At 34.7% G+C, this 17,317-nt stretch carries 15 protein-coding genes; all 15 read left to right on the forward strand.

Annotated elements, in window-relative coordinates:
- Positions 1 to 42 precede the first annotated feature (42 nt).
- Positions 43 to 1,317, forward strand: a complete 1,275-nt coding sequence (locus T335_RS0103735) for a cytochrome c biogenesis protein ResB (RefSeq protein ID WP_026476341.1) — start codon at positions 43 to 45, stop codon at positions 1,315 to 1,317.
- Between the two features lie 32 nt (positions 1,318 to 1,349).
- Positions 1,350 to 2,183 carry a c-type cytochrome biogenesis protein CcsB gene (ccsB, locus tag T335_RS0103740; protein WP_026476342.1) on the forward strand — a complete coding sequence of 278 codons (834 nt, stop codon included), beginning with the start codon at positions 1,350 to 1,352 and terminating at the stop codon, positions 2,181 to 2,183.
- Between the two features lie 35 nt (positions 2,184 to 2,218).
- Complete coding sequence (locus tag T335_RS0103745; protein ID WP_026476343.1) at positions 2,219 to 2,725, forward strand: hypothetical protein; 507 nt, start codon at positions 2,219 to 2,221, stop codon at positions 2,723 to 2,725.
- A 321-nt stretch (positions 2,726 to 3,046) separates the two neighbouring features.
- Complete coding sequence (locus tag T335_RS0103750) at positions 3,047 to 5,161, forward strand: M28 family peptidase (RefSeq protein WP_026476344.1); 2,115 nt, start codon at positions 3,047 to 3,049, stop codon at positions 5,159 to 5,161.
- A gap of 328 nt (positions 5,162 to 5,489) precedes the next feature.
- Positions 5,490 to 7,172 (forward strand): ABC transporter substrate-binding protein, encoded by a 1,683-nt coding sequence (locus T335_RS0103755; RefSeq protein ID WP_026476345.1) that lies wholly within the window; start codon positions 5,490 to 5,492, stop codon positions 7,170 to 7,172.
- A gap of 81 nt (positions 7,173 to 7,253) precedes the next feature.
- Positions 7,254 to 8,225 (forward strand): ABC transporter permease, encoded by a 972-nt coding sequence (locus T335_RS0103760; RefSeq protein WP_034327606.1) that lies wholly within the window; start codon positions 7,254 to 7,256, stop codon positions 8,223 to 8,225.
- 17 nt (positions 8,226 to 8,242) lie between these two features.
- Complete coding sequence (opp4C, locus tag T335_RS0103765) at positions 8,243 to 9,157, forward strand: oligopeptide ABC transporter permease (RefSeq protein WP_026476347.1); 915 nt, start codon at positions 8,243 to 8,245, stop codon at positions 9,155 to 9,157.
- A 14-nt stretch (positions 9,158 to 9,171) separates the two neighbouring features.
- Complete coding sequence (locus T335_RS0103770) at positions 9,172 to 10,155, forward strand: ABC transporter ATP-binding protein (protein WP_026476348.1); 984 nt, start codon at positions 9,172 to 9,174, stop codon at positions 10,153 to 10,155.
- Positions 10,155 to 11,141 (forward strand): ABC transporter ATP-binding protein, encoded by a 987-nt coding sequence (locus tag T335_RS0103775; protein WP_026476349.1) that lies wholly within the window; start codon positions 10,155 to 10,157, stop codon positions 11,139 to 11,141. Before T335_RS0103770 ends, T335_RS0103775 begins: the two co-directional genes overlap by 1 nt.
- A gap of 22 nt (positions 11,142 to 11,163) precedes the next feature.
- Positions 11,164 to 11,358: a hypothetical protein gene (locus T335_RS0103780; RefSeq protein WP_026476350.1), complete on the forward strand. Its 195-nt coding sequence runs from the start codon at positions 11,164 to 11,166 to the stop codon at positions 11,356 to 11,358.
- A 326-nt stretch (positions 11,359 to 11,684) separates the two neighbouring features.
- Entirely contained in the window at positions 11,685 to 13,244 is a 1,560-nt protein-coding gene (locus T335_RS0103785; protein ID WP_026476351.1) for a glutathione ABC transporter substrate-binding protein, read from the forward strand.
- A 105-nt stretch (positions 13,245 to 13,349) separates the two neighbouring features.
- On the forward strand, positions 13,350 to 14,276 hold the full coding sequence (nikB, locus tag T335_RS0103790; protein WP_026476352.1) for a nickel ABC transporter permease: 927 nt from the start codon (positions 13,350 to 13,352) through the stop codon (positions 14,274 to 14,276).
- Between the two features lie 29 nt (positions 14,277 to 14,305).
- Positions 14,306 to 15,211, forward strand: a complete 906-nt coding sequence (locus T335_RS0103795; RefSeq protein ID WP_026476353.1) for an ABC transporter permease — start codon at positions 14,306 to 14,308, stop codon at positions 15,209 to 15,211.
- A 26-nt stretch (positions 15,212 to 15,237) separates the two neighbouring features.
- A complete protein-coding gene (locus T335_RS0103800) occupies positions 15,238 to 16,218 on the forward strand; it encodes an ABC transporter ATP-binding protein (RefSeq protein ID WP_026476354.1) in 981 nt (326 codons plus the stop codon).
- An 18-nt stretch (positions 16,219 to 16,236) separates the two neighbouring features.
- A complete protein-coding gene (locus T335_RS0103805; RefSeq protein ID WP_026476355.1) occupies positions 16,237 to 17,208 on the forward strand; it encodes an ABC transporter ATP-binding protein in 972 nt (323 codons plus the stop codon).
- Positions 17,209 to 17,317 lie beyond the last annotated feature (109 nt).

Below are 17,317 nucleotides of genomic sequence, written 5' to 3' on the forward strand. Positions count from 1 at the left end.
CCTCTATGAAATTCACTACTATCTTATAAAGGAGTAGATATAATGGAAAACAAAAAAATAAAAAAAGTTTTAAATTTACTTAGGTCTATGAAGTTTGGTTTATTTTTATTAGGTATATTAGCCATGATCTCTTTAGTTGGTTCGATTATACCTCAGGAGAGGGAGCTATCCTTTTACCAAAACAACTTTTCAGAGGGAAGGTTAAACTTAATATTAGCCTTAAGATTAAACAACATTTACCGGTCATGGTATTTCGTTATGTTATTTGGTTTTCTCTGTGTTAATTTAACCTTATGCAGTATTACAAGACTAGGTAACGTACTTAATAGAATGAGGACCCTGCCAAAGGTAGACAATACAAATCCAACTGAAACCATTACATTTAAACATAAAGAAGATCAAGAAAATTATATTAATGGAATCTTTGAAGGCAATGGATTCAAGCATTTTGAAATGAAAAAAGAAAAAGATAAGATTTTATACATAGGAAGGAAATTTCGTATTGGTTATCTTGGATCATGGCTAATCCATCTTGGTATGCTAATAGTTATCCTTTCCTATGGTTATGGTCAGTATACAAATTTTTCCACAAGTGTTTATGGGGTTCCAGGGAGCATAATTGATGTAGAAGGGACCGACTTTAGGGTGGCAATTGAAGATTTTAGAGTTGATTACAGGGAAGATGGGACAGTAAATCAATATTATACAGATTTGAAGCTTTTAAATAGTAATGATGAAATACTAAAAAGCCAAGAAATCTTTGTTAACAGACCCCTTGGATATAATGGATTCAATTTCTATCAGTCAGCCACTGGATGGGCAGCCGATCTAGTCTTTAGGAGAGATAATGAAGTTATTGAGGATGTCTTATATGAAAGCACAGTTTTTATTGAAGAAAATGAAGAAGTAGCCATTCACTTTACGAAATTTTATCCAGATTTTATTGCCACTGAAAGAGGTCTTTTTACTAGATCTAATCATCTAAATAATCCAATGTTTCTATATTCCTTATTTTTTAATGGAATAAGGGTAGACATGAACGTTGCAGCACCTGGCGATTTAATCGAATGGAACGAATATCAAATTAAGTTAGATAATCCAAGAATGTATACATATCTTGAGGTGAATAGATTAAAGGGGAAAATTGCAGCCATCACAGGTGGGCTATTAGCTATGGTGGGTTTGATACTTGCATTTTATATAAAACCTGCTACATTACTGATTTCTTTAGAAAAGAATAAGTTACATATATATGGCAATGATAAAGGTATGATTAATGTTGGTTTAAATAACCAGAATAGACAGTTAGAGGTTTAAAGTAATTTATAAAACATGTTAGGAGGAAATATATGCTATTGGAGAATCAAAGTTTTAATATTACCCTTGTTGTCTATACAATAGCGATGATTTGTTACTTTGTATTTTTTCTGTTCAGAAAAGAAATGATGGCTGACTATGGGAGTTTGATGATAAAAATTGGGTTAGTTTTTCATACTGTTTCATTAACTACTAGAGCTGTAGAGGCTGCTCGATTACCTTTAAGTAATCAATATGAGTTTGCAACGAGTTTTGCTTGGGGAATAGCCATTTGTTTTTTCGAGTTTGAAAGAAGATATAAGTTTAAGATATTGGGTACCTTTGTGACACCTTTATTGCTATTAGTAATTTTTTATGCTGCGATGCAGTCCCGTGAAATAAGGCCATTAATGCCAGCCCTGCAAAGTAACTGGATTATTATTCATGTGAGTACGGCTATATTTAGCTATGGGGCCTTTGCAATAGCCTGTGGTATATCTGTCATGTATCTTTTGAGGGACCGTTTGAAAACAGACAAATTTATTACAAATCATATACCATCTTTAGAAACTTTAGATTTAATCAGCTATCGAGCCATTGCCCTAGGTTTTATCATGTTAACTGTCGTGATTATTAGTGGAGCAATTTGGGCAGATCGAGCATGGGGCAGATATTGGCAATGGGATCCTAAAGAGACCTGGTCCTTTATCACTTGGGTGATTTATGCCATTTATCTTCATGTCCGACTAAACAAAGGTTGGAAGGATAAAAAAACTGCCTGGTATGCAATAATAGGTTTTGCAGCAGTACTTTTTACCTATGCAGGCGTTAATACGATATTATCAGGATATCATTCCTATGCAATGATCCTTTTGAATATGGTATAATAAAAGTCTAAGATTAATCAGGGTAGGTGAATCGTATGAAGAATAAAAAAATAGCATTATTGGCTATTGGGTTGATTTTTATATTTATGATTGCAGGTTGTAGTCGAAATGAAGAAATGATAGACCAAATATCAAGTAACGATCATCAAGAAGTATTAGATCCAAAAGATGATGATAATTATCTAGAACAACTAACTCCCGAGGAATTAAAAGATATATTATTAGAAACTGTAGGGATTGAGTTAAGAAATACAGAGAATCAAGCGATTGGTCTATTAAAGGAGCGGGATGCAATTCTCGAGTTTATAGAGGAATTGTTTACTTATCCTAAACAGGAAAAGCTCCCAGGGGATTCTAGCGAAGATAGTGTGGTAGGGCCTATACATTTTTATTTTAATAATAATGAAGATTTGTATGGCTTAGTAAAAGATGATTTTATCTATCTAGAAGGTTACTACTTCCTACTGACAGGAAATAATGGGGATCGAGTTGTTAATTTGTTTAAAAATAATATTATAAAGGCTCCAGACAATGGAAATTAATGTCCTAAGAAATAGTTGGATTAGGTATGTAGTATACCTAAATCCAACTATTTTATTTTTTGGATATTACAACAGAAAGTAAGAAACAACATATTTGTAAAATAAACATTAGAGAAATGTTAAACTCTATTAATATTCATTAGAACTATTGAAAAATATGAATAGTGAAAGAAAACAAGCATATTAATTATAGTAAATAGGAAAATAAAGAAGACTTATATGATAAAAAAAATTAATATGGCAAGAAGGTAATTTTAATAATATACAGAATAATATGAAAGTAGATATAATGGATTTTTTTGACTAACAAGGGGGATAAATATGAATCATATAAAAACAAAGGGACGGTTATTAATTTTATTTTTTGTAATGATGATTATTAGCGGATGTGGCAGAGATCAAAATTTTACTGGACAATTAAAATTGGAGAACATTCAAGAACATCTACTATACTTTACCAATGAGGAACTGGAAGGAAGATTAGTGGGTAGTGAAGGGAATCAGTTGGTAGTAAACTATATTGATGATTATTTTAGAAAAATTGAGCTTACGCCTCTAGAAGGAGGAAGCTATAAACGAGAATTTAGAACAATACAACCCCACGTTGGAATAGCAACGCTACAAATAAATGATTCATCGGGTAATCCCATTAAAGTCTATGAACATACTGTTGACTTTAGAGTGCCCTTAGATGGATTAAGTGTAGGAGGGGCCTTTCAAGGAAATATGGTGCATTTAACTGACTTCAGTCAACTACTGCATACAGATGATCGATATGAGGATACTGCTGTTTTAATTGACTATCATGATGCAGCTTTTGATAGATTAAATAGAAGTTCCCATCAGATGGATGAACGTCTTCGTTCAGAGAAGGCTGCTGTAGTAATTTATCCAGAAGAAAAACCAGTAGATCTCCATGACTTAAGTTTAGGTAGTAAATTAACCTTTACCCCTGAGAGAGGTCTTTTAAAACTTGGAGTAAAGAGGGAAGTTTTTAATGAAATTGTTGAATTTAGTAATCTAGGATACACAATAGACGTTGAGACAGTTTTATCTTTTGATCCAGTGATATCAAATAATGTGATAGGGGTTATCCCTGGAAAAAGTCAACAGTATGAACGATATATTATTATAGGAGCATCTATTGATGGTCTAGGTCGAGATGCTATGGGAAATATTTATCCATCTGCCTCCAATAATGCTTCTTCCCTCGCACTATTATTAGAACTAGCAAGAGAAATGAAAAATCAAGATATAAACCTTGATGCTACTCTTATATTCTTGGCCTATAATGGTAAGCAAACGGGAGGAATAGGGATAGAGTCATACTTTTCAAACCCCATATCAACAAATGAAAAGACTCAGGTTATTTTATTAGATCAGTTAGGTGGAGAAAATGCTGGACCATTGACAGTTTCAACTTATCAGAATCCTAGGGCTGATAGAAAACGGGTAAAGTCCATTGTAAATAGATGGGTGTTGATGGGTGATGAATTGGGTCTTGAGCTTCAAGAGAGTTTAAGCTCTACCAATGGATCATTGATGGAGTTTAGAAAAAGAGGTGTGCCTGCAGTTATACTGTCATCAAAGAATCAAGATGTACTTAATAGTCCATATGACGATAGTGATAGTATCTATTTAGATGAATTAAATCAGGTAGGTATGCTAATTTTAAGTTATATTGATACTTATGGGAATATAAGTTTACTGACGGAATTAATGGTGATGCTTAGCAGTGGATGGTGGCTTGTTATATTGTTGGTATTAATAGCAGTTTTTAAAATTTACTATTCTAAAAAAAACAAAGAATCAATTAATCCTTTAATTAGAAAGATATTAAATTACCCTATCATAACAATCGGTCTTGTTTGTACTTTATTTTATATGATTTTAATACTTCAAGTTTGGTATATTGAGATGGATTTCCAAGGGGTAGCTGAATCGCAGGTAAATATTACAGGCGGAATATTAATTCATCACTTACTATTAAATATCTTTTCTATGATGGTAATGGGGATTTATTTCTCAGGAAATTTAATTTTTATAGGGGTAGCTGCTATTGCCATTAGGCAATTCTTTGACAATATTGGAAATAAACTATACCTTCTAATTTTAACAATAACTGGGGGCATTGCTTATTATGTTTCCTTTAAACAAATGTATCACCCACCCTTAGAAGTGTTGATACCAAATATTCTATCACCAGAAAATGCAGTTTTCGTTATGCCATTGGTGTTTACAGCACTGAGCTTTATCGTTACATGGGTCTATATTAAAGAGACAGAAAAGTGGAGCCGAATTCCAGTGTCAAAAATGAGAATACTAATCTGCTATATTATATCACTGTTTTTTATTACCCTATTCCTTTATGGACCGTATATTTCATCTAAAGAATTTGCAGACTTACGTGGTGGGGGAAGAAGTGTTTTTTTCTAAATTGATAGAAAAAGTTATTAATTATACTTAATATTTCGAAAAATGGTTGTAATTTATTCGCTTTTTTATTAAAATTATAAAAAGTCTAAAAAATCTGAAAAACAACTAAATTAAAAAAACTAACCGTATAAAAAAAATTATCCAAAAAAAAAGGAATTTTAGAAAACATATAGAAATATTATATTAGTTAAAATTTATAGAAAAATTACAACATTCGACAAAATGTGATTTTTCAATCTTGCAAAACAAAATATTTGTTATTAGTAGGAAGAAGTAGCAATGCTTTTTCCTATTATTATAAAAAATCATTAAAGGGGGAAACAAAAAAATGAAGAAAAAACTAATTTTAGTGTTGGTTCTTACATTAGTTGCATCAATGTTTTTAGCAGCTTGTGCGCCTAAAGAGCCAGCAACTACAGGTGACAATGGTGAGCCAAGTAAGCCAATTCTTGGTTCAGACAGAGGTAATATTATAACTGTTGGTGGAACAAACGTAAATGGTGTATTTAATCCTGTTGGTTACCAAACAGCTTATGATGCAGATATTATTGGTTTAGTATTTGACTATTTATTAAGCTGGGAAGAAGATACAACCCTTACAACTGAGGGCGGTTTAGCTGAGAGCTATACAGTGTCTGATGACGGATTAGTTTATACTTTTAAATTAAGAGAAGGAATCAAATTTCACGATGGTGTTGAATTAACAGCAGAAGACGTTGCCTTCACTTGGGAAGTAATTATGAGACCAGACTACAAAGGAAGATTATTCAATAGTGTAAGATATATTGTTGGAGCTGAAGAAGTTAAAGCTGGTGACGCTGATTGGCCAGAAGGAATTAAGATCCTTGATGACTATACAGTTGAGGTTACTATGACAGAGTCAAGAGCTACTAATTTAAGAAATATTGGTACAATTTGGGTTATGCCAAAGCATTATTATGACAAAGCAACTTATGATGAAATGGCAGATTTAGATAGAGACCCTCTTGGAACAGGTCCTTTCATGATGAAAAACTATGTTGTAGATCAATATGTTGAGTTAGATCCTAACCCAGACTATTGGAGAGGTGCTCCAAAGGTTGATGGTTACATCTATCGACATGTAGCAAGAGCCAACGAATTATCAGAGTTCCAAATTGGATCAATTGATGCAGTTAACTTTGAAACATCAAAAGAAAATTATGAATTAATTAAAGAGTTTGATCATGGTTACTTAATAAATAACTGGAATAATGGTTATGCCTTTGCAGCATTTAACTTTACTAATCCTATCTTCCAAGATCAAAGGGTTAGACAGGCGTTAGTATATGGTGTTGATAGACATGGTTTCGTTGAATCCTTCTTCGGAGCAGACGGAGCATTTGTTGCTAATACTCCAATTTCTCCAGTTTCTTGGGCTTATCCAGATTCTGGTTTAAATGAATACAAATATAATCCAGAGAAAGCGGCTGAATTATTAGATGAAGCTGGCTGGTTACTTGAAAGTGACGGATGGAGATATAAAGACGGACAAAAATTTGAGTTTAACTGGAAAACTTACCAAGAAGCAGCTTGGTCTGTTCAGTTCCCAGCTTTAGCTAAGGAAAACTGGGCACAATTAGGAGTAGATGTAGAAATCGAGTTAATGGACTTTAACTCCCTTGGAACATTAATCCAAGACCCAGCAAATAAAGATGAGTGGGATATGTATGTTATGGCATGGTCATTAACAACTGACCCAGACATGGCATCGACTTACAGTATTAAAAATGCACCTCCAGGAAACAACAGAGGTTACTACCACAATGAAAAACTAGAAGAATTAATGGAAAAAGGTGTACTTGAGTTAGATCAAAACAAGCGTAAAGAAATTTATCAAGAAATAGCTATAGAGTTCAACGAAGATCTACCATATATCTTCGTATATATGAGAACTAACCCATGGATAGTAAATAATAGAATTAAGAACTTCAATCCAACTGAGTTCAGAAGATACTACATGGATGCTCATTTATGGGAAATTGTTCAATAATCTCTAGACTCTAACTGAATATTCAAGTATATAGCCTGGTTCTACTGGGCTATATGCTTGATTAATACTTGATAAGGAGGAATGGACTTGGGTAAGTACATTATAAGACGACTAATACAGCAAATACCAATTCTCATTGGAGTTAGTATTTTACTGTTCACTATATTTCATTTTGCACCAGGAAATCCTTTAGCATCGTTATTCTCAGATCCAAATATGACACCCGAACAAATTCAACAACTACAGGAAGCATATGGTTTTGATAGACCTGCTTACGAACAGTATTTTGATTGGTTAACAAATATGTTAAGGGGAAATTTTGGTCGATCAATTCAACTAAGACAGCCAGTTTCTGTATTAATACAAGAAAGAATGTGGACGACCTTCCAATTAGCTTTTGGGTCATTATTTTTAAGTTTATTAATTGCCATACCAATAGGGGTAATTTCAGCTACAAAACAGTATTCTATATTTGATTACGCAGGTACAATATTTGCATTAATGGGTATTTCGATACCATCATTCTTCTTTGCACTACTAATGATTAGATTTTTTGGAATTCACCTGAAATGGTTGCCGATTTCTGGAGCTCAATCTCCTGGGATTATCTATGCCTTCCCTTACAATATAATAGATCGTGCAAGGCATATGATTTTACCCCTTGCAGTATTAGGATTAACAGGGGCAGGAAGTTTAATGAGATATACCCGTTCTAGTATGCTTGAGGTAATTCGTCAAGACTATATTAGAACAGCAAGAGCAAAGGGATTAAAGGAAAAGGTAGTAATCTATAAACATGCTTTAAGAAATGCACTAATCCCAGTTATAACATTACTTGGTTTTTCATTACCGACACTATTCTCTGGCGCAGTAATCATTGAAATTATGTTTGTTTGGCCAGGAATGGGAAGAATGCAGTTTAACTCGGTAATTCAAAGAGACTATCCACTGTTATTAGGAATCAACATGTTCTTAGCTCTATTGACGTTAACAGGTAACCTGCTAGCCGATATATCCTATGCATTTGTTGATCCAAGAATTCGTTATGACTAAAAGGGGGGGCAAAAAAAATGATTAAAGAAGATAAAAAGAAGAAACAACAAGTCGACCCCAATGCAGGTGCTAAAAAAGAAGATGTAATGGGTCCTTGGAAAATCATCTGGAAGAGATTGCTTAAGAATAAGTTAGCAATGGTGGGATTAGCGACAATCATAGTAGTAGCCCTATTGGCAATATTTGCACCATACTTAACACCCCACAGCCCCAGTGCAGTAAATATGGCAAAGACCAATGCTGCACCAGACAATGTAAATCTATTAGGAACAGACGACTTAGGTCGTGACTATCTAACAAGATTATTTTATGGAGGAAGAATTTCTTTAACGGTTGGTCTAGTATCAACAAGTATACGTTTATTAATTGGTGTAACTTTAGGTGGAATTGCTGGTTTTTATGGTAAAAGAGTAGACAACTTCATTATGAGGTTAGCAGATATATTCTCTTGTTTTCCATTTTTACCAATAGCCATTACAGTAGTTGCCTTATTAGGTCCAAGTATTTATAACGTAATGCTTGTAATAGGTTTACTAGGTTGGCCAGGGATTGCAAGAATCGTTCGTGGTGAAATCTTATCCTTGAGGGAAAGAGAATTTATGGAAGCTGCTACGGCTTTAGGTATTAGTGACTTTAGAAAAATTATGAAGCATTTATTACCTAATACAATGGCTTCAATTATTGTTTCTGCAACAATCGGAATCGCAGCAGCAATTCTGACAGAATCCGCCCTAAGTTATTTAGGTTTAGGGGTAGCACCGCCAACTCCAACATGGGGTAATATGCTTAGAAGTGCAGAAAATCAGTTTACTTTAAGGTTTAGATGGTGGTTATGGATTCCTCCAGGGTTAGCTATATTTATTGTGGTAATAAGTCTAAATCTACTTGGTGATGGATTGCGTGATGCCCTTGACCCAAGACTGAAACAATAGCTGGAGGTGTGACTATGAAGAATTTATTAGAAGTAAAAAATTTACGAACTCACTTCTATACAGAAGACGGTATAATACCTGCGGTGGACGGTGTAGATTTTAGTCTCAAACCAGGGCAAACTCTTGGGATTGTTGGTGAGTCAGGATGTGGTAAGAGTATTACCTCCATGTCTGTTATGAGATTGATTCCAAATCCTCCTGGGAAAATTGTTGATGGTCAAATTACTTTTGATGATCGAAACCTATTAACACTATCTGAAGCAGAAATGAGAAAAATCCGCGGTAATGATATTGCAATGATTTTTCAAGAACCGATGACATCTTTAAACCCTGTTTTTACAATAGGGTCTCAAATAATGGAAGCCATTATGCTTCATCAAAAATTAGACAAGAAGGCCGCCAGAGAAAAGTGTATAGAGATGCTAAATCTAGTTGGTATCCCAAGAGCTGCAGAAATAGTTGATGATTACCCCCACCAATTTAGTGGAGGAATGAGACAAAGAGTAATGATTGCAATGGCATTATCTTGTAATCCTAAACTCTTAATTGCAGATGAGCCAACCACAGCCTTAGATGTTACTATACAGGCCCAAATTCTTGAACTAATGAAAGAACTTAAAGAAAAGCTTAATACTGCTATTATGCTAATAACCCATGACCTTGGAGTTGTAGCGGAGATGGCTGATTATATTATCGTAATGTACGCTGGTAGGGTAGTAGAGGAAGCGAATGTATATGATTTATTTGAAGCACCAAAGCATCCATATACAGTTGGATTATTAAATTCTAAACCAAATCTACAGAGAACTGCAGATCGTTTAGAAGTTATTCCAGGTAGTGTGCCTAATCCATTAGCTATACCTCCAGGCTGTGCATTTAATCCAAGATGCCCCCATGTAATGGATATTTGTAGAGAAGAAATGCCACCACTAGAAAGTATTGGTGGAGAGCGTAAAGTTAGATGCTGGCTTCATACTAAAAAGGAGGGGGCGAAGTAATGAGTGAAATTATTGCAGAAAAAAATGATTTAATAGTTGTTGAAAACCTAAAAAAATACTTCCCCATCAAGTCTGGAATATTAAAGAGGACAGTTAACTATGTTCGTGCTGTTGAAAATATATCCTTTACAATCAAAGAAGGGGAAACATTAGGAATCGTAGGTGAATCTGGTTGCGGAAAGTCTACAACAGGAAGAACTCTATTAAGACTATTGGAAAAAACTGAAGGGGATGTTTTCTATAAGGGCAGATCTGTATATGGAATGTCAAAGGAAGAGCTAAGAAACCTTCGTACAGAAATGCAAATCGTATTCCAGGACCCCTACAGTTCGTTAAACCCACGAATGACAGTTGGTGAAATTGTTGGAGAGGCCCTTAGCGAACATGGAATTGCAAGGGGCGAAAAGAATGTAGAGATGGTAAAAGATATTATAGAAAGATGCGGACTTGCACCTTATCATATTCGTCGTTACCCCCATGAATTTAGTGGTGGACAAAGACAAAGAATTGGTATAGCAAGAGCTCTGGCGTTAAATCCAAAGTTTGTTGTTTGTGATGAGCCAGTTTCGGCACTAGATGTATCGATTCAGTCTCAAGTTCTTAACCTGTTAATGGATTTACAAGATGAAATGGGACTAACCTATCTGTTTATTTCCCATGACTTAAGTGTAGTTAAGCATATTAGTGATCGAATAGGCGTTATGTATTTAGGTTCGATGGTGGAATTAGCACCAAAAGAAGAATTGTATAAAAATCCACTACATCCATATACACAAGCCCTATTATCAGCTATTCCACTTCCAGATCCAAGGAATAGAAGGAAACGTATCATTTTGAAGGGAGACATACCAAGTCCTGCAAATCCACCATCAGGTTGTCGATTCCATACTAGATGCCCTCATGTAATGGAACAATGTAAAGCAGAAGTTCCAGAGTTTAAAGAGGCAGCACCAGGACACTTTGTAGCTTGTCACTTGGTTAAGTAGAATAAAATAAGGGGTGATACGTATGTTGGAAGAGAAGAGACAGCAGGGAATATCTCAACAGTCTGAGTTTCAGACACCTAAGGATGACATCGAGTTTGACTGGACTGATATAGTAGCATTCATCATTGCAATTTTTCAAGTCCTATTACCCTATATTGTTTTTATATTCGGTGGCATTATAATCGTCATGATCATGTTTCAATTAATTTTTAAATAAGTATTAGGATAAGGGGGAATTTTTTTCCCTCTTTTTTTTATGGCTTTGTAAAGTTGTTATGATTAAAAATATAATATATAATATGTAGAAAAAAATATGGATATTTATTCCTGTAAAATTATCTGAAAATTGTTAAGTTTTGGAAGATACAGAAATGTAAATGTTAAATAAATTTCATATTCATTCATTTTCCTTGTCTAACAATTCAATTGATTATATAATATTCATATAATTTATAAATGTACAAACTTCAAAAGAAGTTATACATCTTATAAGATATAATCTTTTGCCACTGGCAAAGAAAATAAATAAAAGGGGGAAATACAATGAAGAAAAACAGAAAAATGCTAGCATTATTAAGCTTAATGTTAGTAGTAGTTTTAGTAGCAGTTGGGTGTGGCTCAACAACTGATGCACCTGTTACAGGAGATGATAAGCCATCTGTAGCTAAGGACGAGTTAATTATTGCATCACCTTCTGATGCTGTTTCACTTGACCCACATGGAACAAATGATGCTTCTTCAGCTTTAGTAATGAAGCAAATTTATGAAACATTAGTTGTTCAAGATGAAAACATGGATTTAAAACCAGGTTTAGCAACATCTTGGGAAAAAATTGATGACCTTACTTTTGAATTTAAATTAAGAGAAGGCGTTAAGTTCCATAACGGTGAAGACTTTACAGCTAAAGATGTAGAATTTACTCTTTTAAGAGCATTAAAGTCTGATCATATTGGTCATATCGTTGGACCTATCAATAGTGAAGCTATCGAAATCATTGATGATTACACTATTAGAATTGGTACTTCTGAGCCATTTGCTCCTTTATTAGCTCATTTAGCCCACGGAGCATCTGGAATGTTAAATGAAAAGGCTGTTACAGAAAAAGGTGATGACTATGGTCAACATCCAGTAGGAACAGGTCCTTTCATGTTAGCAAACTGGAGTAACGGAGAGTTTATTGAATTGACAAGATTCGACGATCATCATTCTGTTAAGCCAGAATTTAAAACGATGACATTTAAGGCGATCTCAGAAGCAACTAATAGAACTATCGAATTAGAAATTGGTTCTATTGATATAGCTAACAATGTTACTCCAAACGAAATCAAGAGAATTGAAGATAACAGCGACTTAATTTTATTAAGAGACCCAAGCTTAGGTAACAACTATATTGGATTCAACTTAACCAAAGCTCCATTTGATGATGTAAGAGTACGTCAAGCTATTAACTATGCCCTTGATGTTGACACTATCGTTGAAGCAGTATATCAAGGTGTTGGATCTCCAGCTGCTGGAGCTTTAGGACCAAGTGTATTTGCTGCCCATACTGGTTTAGAGCAATATGGTTACAATGTTGAAAAGGCAAAAGAATTAATGAAGGAAGCTGGATTAGAAAACGGATTTAGCACTACTATCTGGGTTAACGATGGAAATAGACAAAGAATGGACATCGCTGAAATCCTTCAAAATCAATTACAACAAATCAACATTACTACAGATGTTCAAGTTCTTGAGTGGGGTGCATATTTAGAAAATACATCTAAAGGTGAACATGATATGTTCATTCTTGGATGGACTACTGTAACTGGAGATCCAGACTACGGATTATATGCATTATTCCATTCAACTCAACATGGACCTGCTGGTAACAGAACTTTCTATTCAAATCCAAAAGTTGATGAGTTATTAGACTCAGCAAGAAGAACTGCAGATCCTGCTGAAAGAGAAAGATTGTATAAAGAAGCACAAGAAATCATTAGAGATGAAGCTCCATGGATCTTCGTTCAAGATAATGAAAACCTAGTGGGTATCAGAAACAATATTTCTGGATTAAGCTTACACCCAGCTGGTCACCATATCTTCTATAACGTATCTTTCAAATAGTTATTAATTAACTAATATTTAATTTTTAACATTAATATAGGGTCATGGAATATGACCCTATATTAATGTAATAGTAAGTAGCAAAATAAGGAAGGAGGAACATCTATGCATCGTTATATTTTTAGACGTCTATTGTTGATGTTACCAGTAATGATAGGGGTAACCTTTATCGTTTTCACAATGATGTATTTTACTCCTGGTGATCCTGCAAGAATTATGTTGGGGGAATCCGCACCGGAAGATGCAGTTCAAAGACTTAGAGAGGATATGGGACTAAATGATCCATTCTTAATGCAATTTGGTCGCTATGTAACTAATGTTGCAAGGGGAGATTTCGGACGTTCGTATACCCAAAGAAGACCTGTTGCTACTATGATTATAGATCGTTTTCCTACTACATTGAAACTAGCAACATGGGGCGTAATCGTTTCCATTGTGATAGGTATACCTACGGGAATAATATCGGCTACAAAGCAATATTCATTATTTGATAACGTTTCTATGGTATTAGCCTTAGTAGGGGTTTCGATGCCAAACTTCTGGCAAGGACTTATGATGATTATTATTTTCGCGTTAAACTTAAGGTGGTTCCCTGCATCAGGATTTACTACATGGAAACATATTGTGTTACCTGCAATAACATTGGGAACTAGTTCAGCTGCACAGATTACCCGTATGACCCGTTCTAGTATGCTTGAGGTTATCCGTCAAGATTATATTCGTACAGCTAGAGCAAAAGGCCAGGTTGAATCAGTTGTTATCAACCAACATGCCTTAAAAAATGCTTTAATCCCAGTTGTTACAGTAATTGGTTTATCCTTTGGTGGACTATTAGGTGGAGCAGTTCTAACAGAATCTATCTTCTCGATTCCAGGGGTTGGTTCATTAATGATCCAAGCTATTAGACAAAGAGACTACCCCGTTGTTCAGGGAGGGGTATTATTTATAGCATTATCCTTCAGTTTAGTAAATCTGTTGGTAGATATATTATATGCCTTCATTGACCCAAGAATTAAAGCTCAATACAAATAATTTAATTAATCTGTAAAGGAGGTAGGCATATGTCAAATGTTAAATTACAAAAGGAAGAAGTACAACCTTCAGTCCCAAAAGCTCCTAAGAAAAAGAAGAGCCAATGGCTAGAAGTATGGAGAAGACTTGTGAAAAACAAAGCCGCAATGGTAGGGCTTGCAATTATGCTAATTTTAATTTTCAGTGCAATATTTGCTGATTTTATTGCTCCTTATGGCTATGACGAACAGGTTTTAACAAATAGATTTAAGTCACCAAGTAGCGAACATTTATTTGGTACTGATAACTTTGGTAGAGATATTTTCAGTCGTATTGTATATGGATCACGTATATCCCTTAGAGTAGGTATTATCTCGGTTGCCATTGCAGCCCTATGTGGAGGAAGTCTTGGAGCCGTAGCAGGTTACTATGGAGGTAAACTTGATAACGTAATCATGCGGATGATGGATATTCTACTGGCGATTCCAGGGATTATACTAGCAATTTCAATTGTTGCAGCCTTAGGGCCAGAACTTAGAAACGTAATGATTGCCGTTGGTATAGGTGGTATTCCAGGTTTTGCTAGAATTGTACGGGCTTCAGTTTTATCTATTAGAGAGCAAGAGTTTATTGAAGCTGCAAAAGCTGTAGGTGCAAATGATTTTAGAATTATCTCTAAACATATTATCCCAAATTCTATGGCACCAATCATTGTTCAAGCAACAATGGGGGTTGCAGGGGCAATTCTTTCAACTGCTGGTCTAAGCTTTATTGGATTAGGGATTCAACCTCCAATACCAGAATGGGGTGCAATGCTTTCAACTGGTAGAGATTATATTCGTGATTACTGGCACATGACAACATTCCCAGGTGTTGCTATTATGATCACCATATTCGCTTTAAACCTTCTAGGTGACGGATTAAGAGATGCACTTGACCCTAGACTAAAAAGCTAAAGTAATTAGGATAGGAGTGTGACAAGATGAGTGAAAATAAGCATTTGTTAGAAATAAAAAACTTATCTATTCATTATATTACAAATGATGGAACTGTAAAAGCAGTAGAAGATATGAACTTAGAGATTGGAACGGGAGAAACATTAGGACTGGTTGGAGAAACTGGTGCCGGTAAAACAACAACGGCCCTTGGAATTATGCAATTGGTACCAAATCCTCCTGGTAAGATTATTGGAGGAGAGATTTTCTTTGAAGGTGAAAACTTAATTGGTAAAACACCAGTAGAAATTAGAAAAATCAGAGGGAATAAAATCTCTATGATCTTCCAAGATCCTATGACGTCTTTAAACCCAGTTATGACTGTAGGAGAACAGATAGCAGAGGTAATTAAGCTACACCAAAGTGTTAATGCAAAAGAAGCAATTGAAAGATCTATGGCAATGCTAGAGAAGGTAGGAATTCCAGGCGAGAGACACAAAGATTATCCCCACCAATTTAGTGGTGGTATGAGACAAAGGGTAGTTATTGCTATCGCTTTAGCATGTAATCCACAACTACTAATTGCAGATGAGCCTACTACAGCTTTAGATGTAACCATTCAAGCTCAGGTTCTAGATTTAATGAAGAATTTAAAGAAAGAATTTAAAACTTCAATGATTATGATTACCCATGACTTAGGGGTAGTTGCAGAGGTTTGTGATAAAGTAGCGATTATGTATGCTGGTAATGTTATTGAGTATACTGATGTAAAGAGACTTTATACTTCACCTAAACATCCTTATACAATAGGGTTATTCGGATCAATTCCTGATATTAATGATGATGAGGATCGTTTAAAGCCAATTAAGGGCCTTATGCCAGATCCAACGGATCTTCCATCAGGATGCCCATTCCATCCAAGATGCCCTAAGGCAATGAGTATTTGTTCTGAAAGAAAACCTCTAAATACAGAAATTGAACCAGGACATTTTGTAAAATGCCTATTGTTTGAAGATGGTGTAAAATAGAAAACCGGAGGTGAAACTATGCAAGAAAGATTATTGGATGTTAAAAATCTAAAAAAACACTTTAAAACAAAAAAAGGACTACTTCACGCCGTTGACGGTGTAGACTTTTATATTAACAAAGGTGAGACATTAGGACTTGTAGGTGAGTCTGGCTGTGGTAAATCTACAACAGGTAGAGTTGTATTAAGATTATTAGAAGCAACTGACGGTGAGATTATATTCGAAGGTAAAAATATTTTACAGTATAATAAAGATCAGATGCGTCAAATGAGAAAAGAAATGCAAATCGTTTTCCAAGATCCATTTGCATCATTAAATCCCAGAATGAGTGTTTCTGAAATTATAGCTGAGCCATTACTTGTTAATAAGGTTTTTAGTAATAGACAAGATATGAATAAGCGCGTTACAGAATTAATGGATACTGTAGGGTTAGCGGAAAGATTAATGAATGTTTATCCCCATGAGTTAGATGGCGGTAGAAGACAAAGAATTGGTATTGCAAGGGCATTAGCTCTAAAACCTAAATTTATAGTTCAAGATGAGCCAGTTTCAGCTCTTGACGTTTCTATCCAAGCACAGATTCTAAATCTAATGGCAGATCTTCAGGATGAATTTGGATTAACTTATCTATTTATTTCTCACGACTTAAGTGTTGTTAAGCATGTAAGTGATCGTATCGCTGTTATGTATTTAGGAAAAGTAGTGGAATTATCAGACTACAATTCAATGTTTAAAAATCCACTACATCCATATACACAAGCTTTGTTATCGGCAATACCTGTTCCTAGAATCGATATTAAAAGAGACAGAGTTATTCTTGAGGGAGACGTTCCAAGTCCAGTTAACCCACCAGAAGGATGCCGATTCTATGGAAGATGTAGGTACAGACAAGATATTTGTAAAGCTAAAACTCCTGAATTACAAGACATGGGTAATGAAAAATTTGTTGCATGTCATTTTGCAGGAAACTTAAAGCCAGCTACAGTGTAAAAATAAGGGCATCGCCCTTATTTTTTTGCTTTTTATTTAATAATTGTAATATAATTATATCATATTTGTAATAAAACACAATAGCTTTTGGTATAATTATCAGTCATTC

It is taken from the genome of Alkaliphilus transvaalensis ATCC 700919 (assembly GCF_000621485.1).
Classification (GTDB): Bacteria; Bacillota; Clostridia; order Peptostreptococcales; family Natronincolaceae; genus Alkaliphilus; species Alkaliphilus transvaalensis.

What these genes read in the sequence shown, in the direction of transcription:
- T335_RS0103750 (WP_026476344.1), top strand. Translation starts at nt 3,047, where the DNA reads ATGAATCATATAAAAACAAAGGGACGGTTATTAATTTTATTTTTTGTA.
- T335_RS0103795 (WP_026476353.1), top strand. Translation starts at nt 14,306, where the DNA reads ATGTCAAATGTTAAATTACAAAAGGAAGAAGTACAACCTTCAGTCCCA.
- nikB (WP_026476352.1), top strand. Translation starts at nt 13,350, where the DNA reads ATGCATCGTTATATTTTTAGACGTCTATTGTTGATGTTACCAGTAATG.
- T335_RS0103775 (WP_026476349.1), top strand. Translation starts at nt 10,155, where the DNA reads ATGAGTGAAATTATTGCAGAAAAAAATGATTTAATAGTTGTTGAAAAC.
- T335_RS0103755 (WP_026476345.1), top strand. Translation starts at nt 5,490, where the DNA reads ATGAAGAAAAAACTAATTTTAGTGTTGGTTCTTACATTAGTTGCATCA.
- T335_RS0103745 (WP_026476343.1), top strand. Translation starts at nt 2,219, where the DNA reads ATGAAGAATAAAAAAATAGCATTATTGGCTATTGGGTTGATTTTTATA.
- ccsB (WP_026476342.1), top strand. Translation starts at nt 1,350, where the DNA reads ATGCTATTGGAGAATCAAAGTTTTAATATTACCCTTGTTGTCTATACA.
- T335_RS0103780 (WP_026476350.1), top strand. Translation starts at nt 11,164, where the DNA reads ATGTTGGAAGAGAAGAGACAGCAGGGAATATCTCAACAGTCTGAGTTT.
- T335_RS0103805 (WP_026476355.1), top strand. Translation starts at nt 16,237, where the DNA reads ATGCAAGAAAGATTATTGGATGTTAAAAATCTAAAAAAACACTTTAAA.
- T335_RS0103760 (WP_034327606.1), top strand. Translation starts at nt 7,254, where the DNA reads ATGGACTTGGGTAAGTACATTATAAGACGACTAATACAGCAAATACCA.
- T335_RS0103735 (WP_026476341.1), top strand. Translation starts at nt 43, where the DNA reads ATGGAAAACAAAAAAATAAAAAAAGTTTTAAATTTACTTAGGTCTATG.
- T335_RS0103770 (WP_026476348.1), top strand. Translation starts at nt 9,172, where the DNA reads ATGAAGAATTTATTAGAAGTAAAAAATTTACGAACTCACTTCTATACA.
- opp4C (WP_026476347.1), top strand. Translation starts at nt 8,243, where the DNA reads ATGATTAAAGAAGATAAAAAGAAGAAACAACAAGTCGACCCCAATGCA.
- T335_RS0103785 (WP_026476351.1), top strand. Translation starts at nt 11,685, where the DNA reads ATGAAGAAAAACAGAAAAATGCTAGCATTATTAAGCTTAATGTTAGTA.
- T335_RS0103800 (WP_026476354.1), top strand. Translation starts at nt 15,238, where the DNA reads ATGAGTGAAAATAAGCATTTGTTAGAAATAAAAAACTTATCTATTCAT.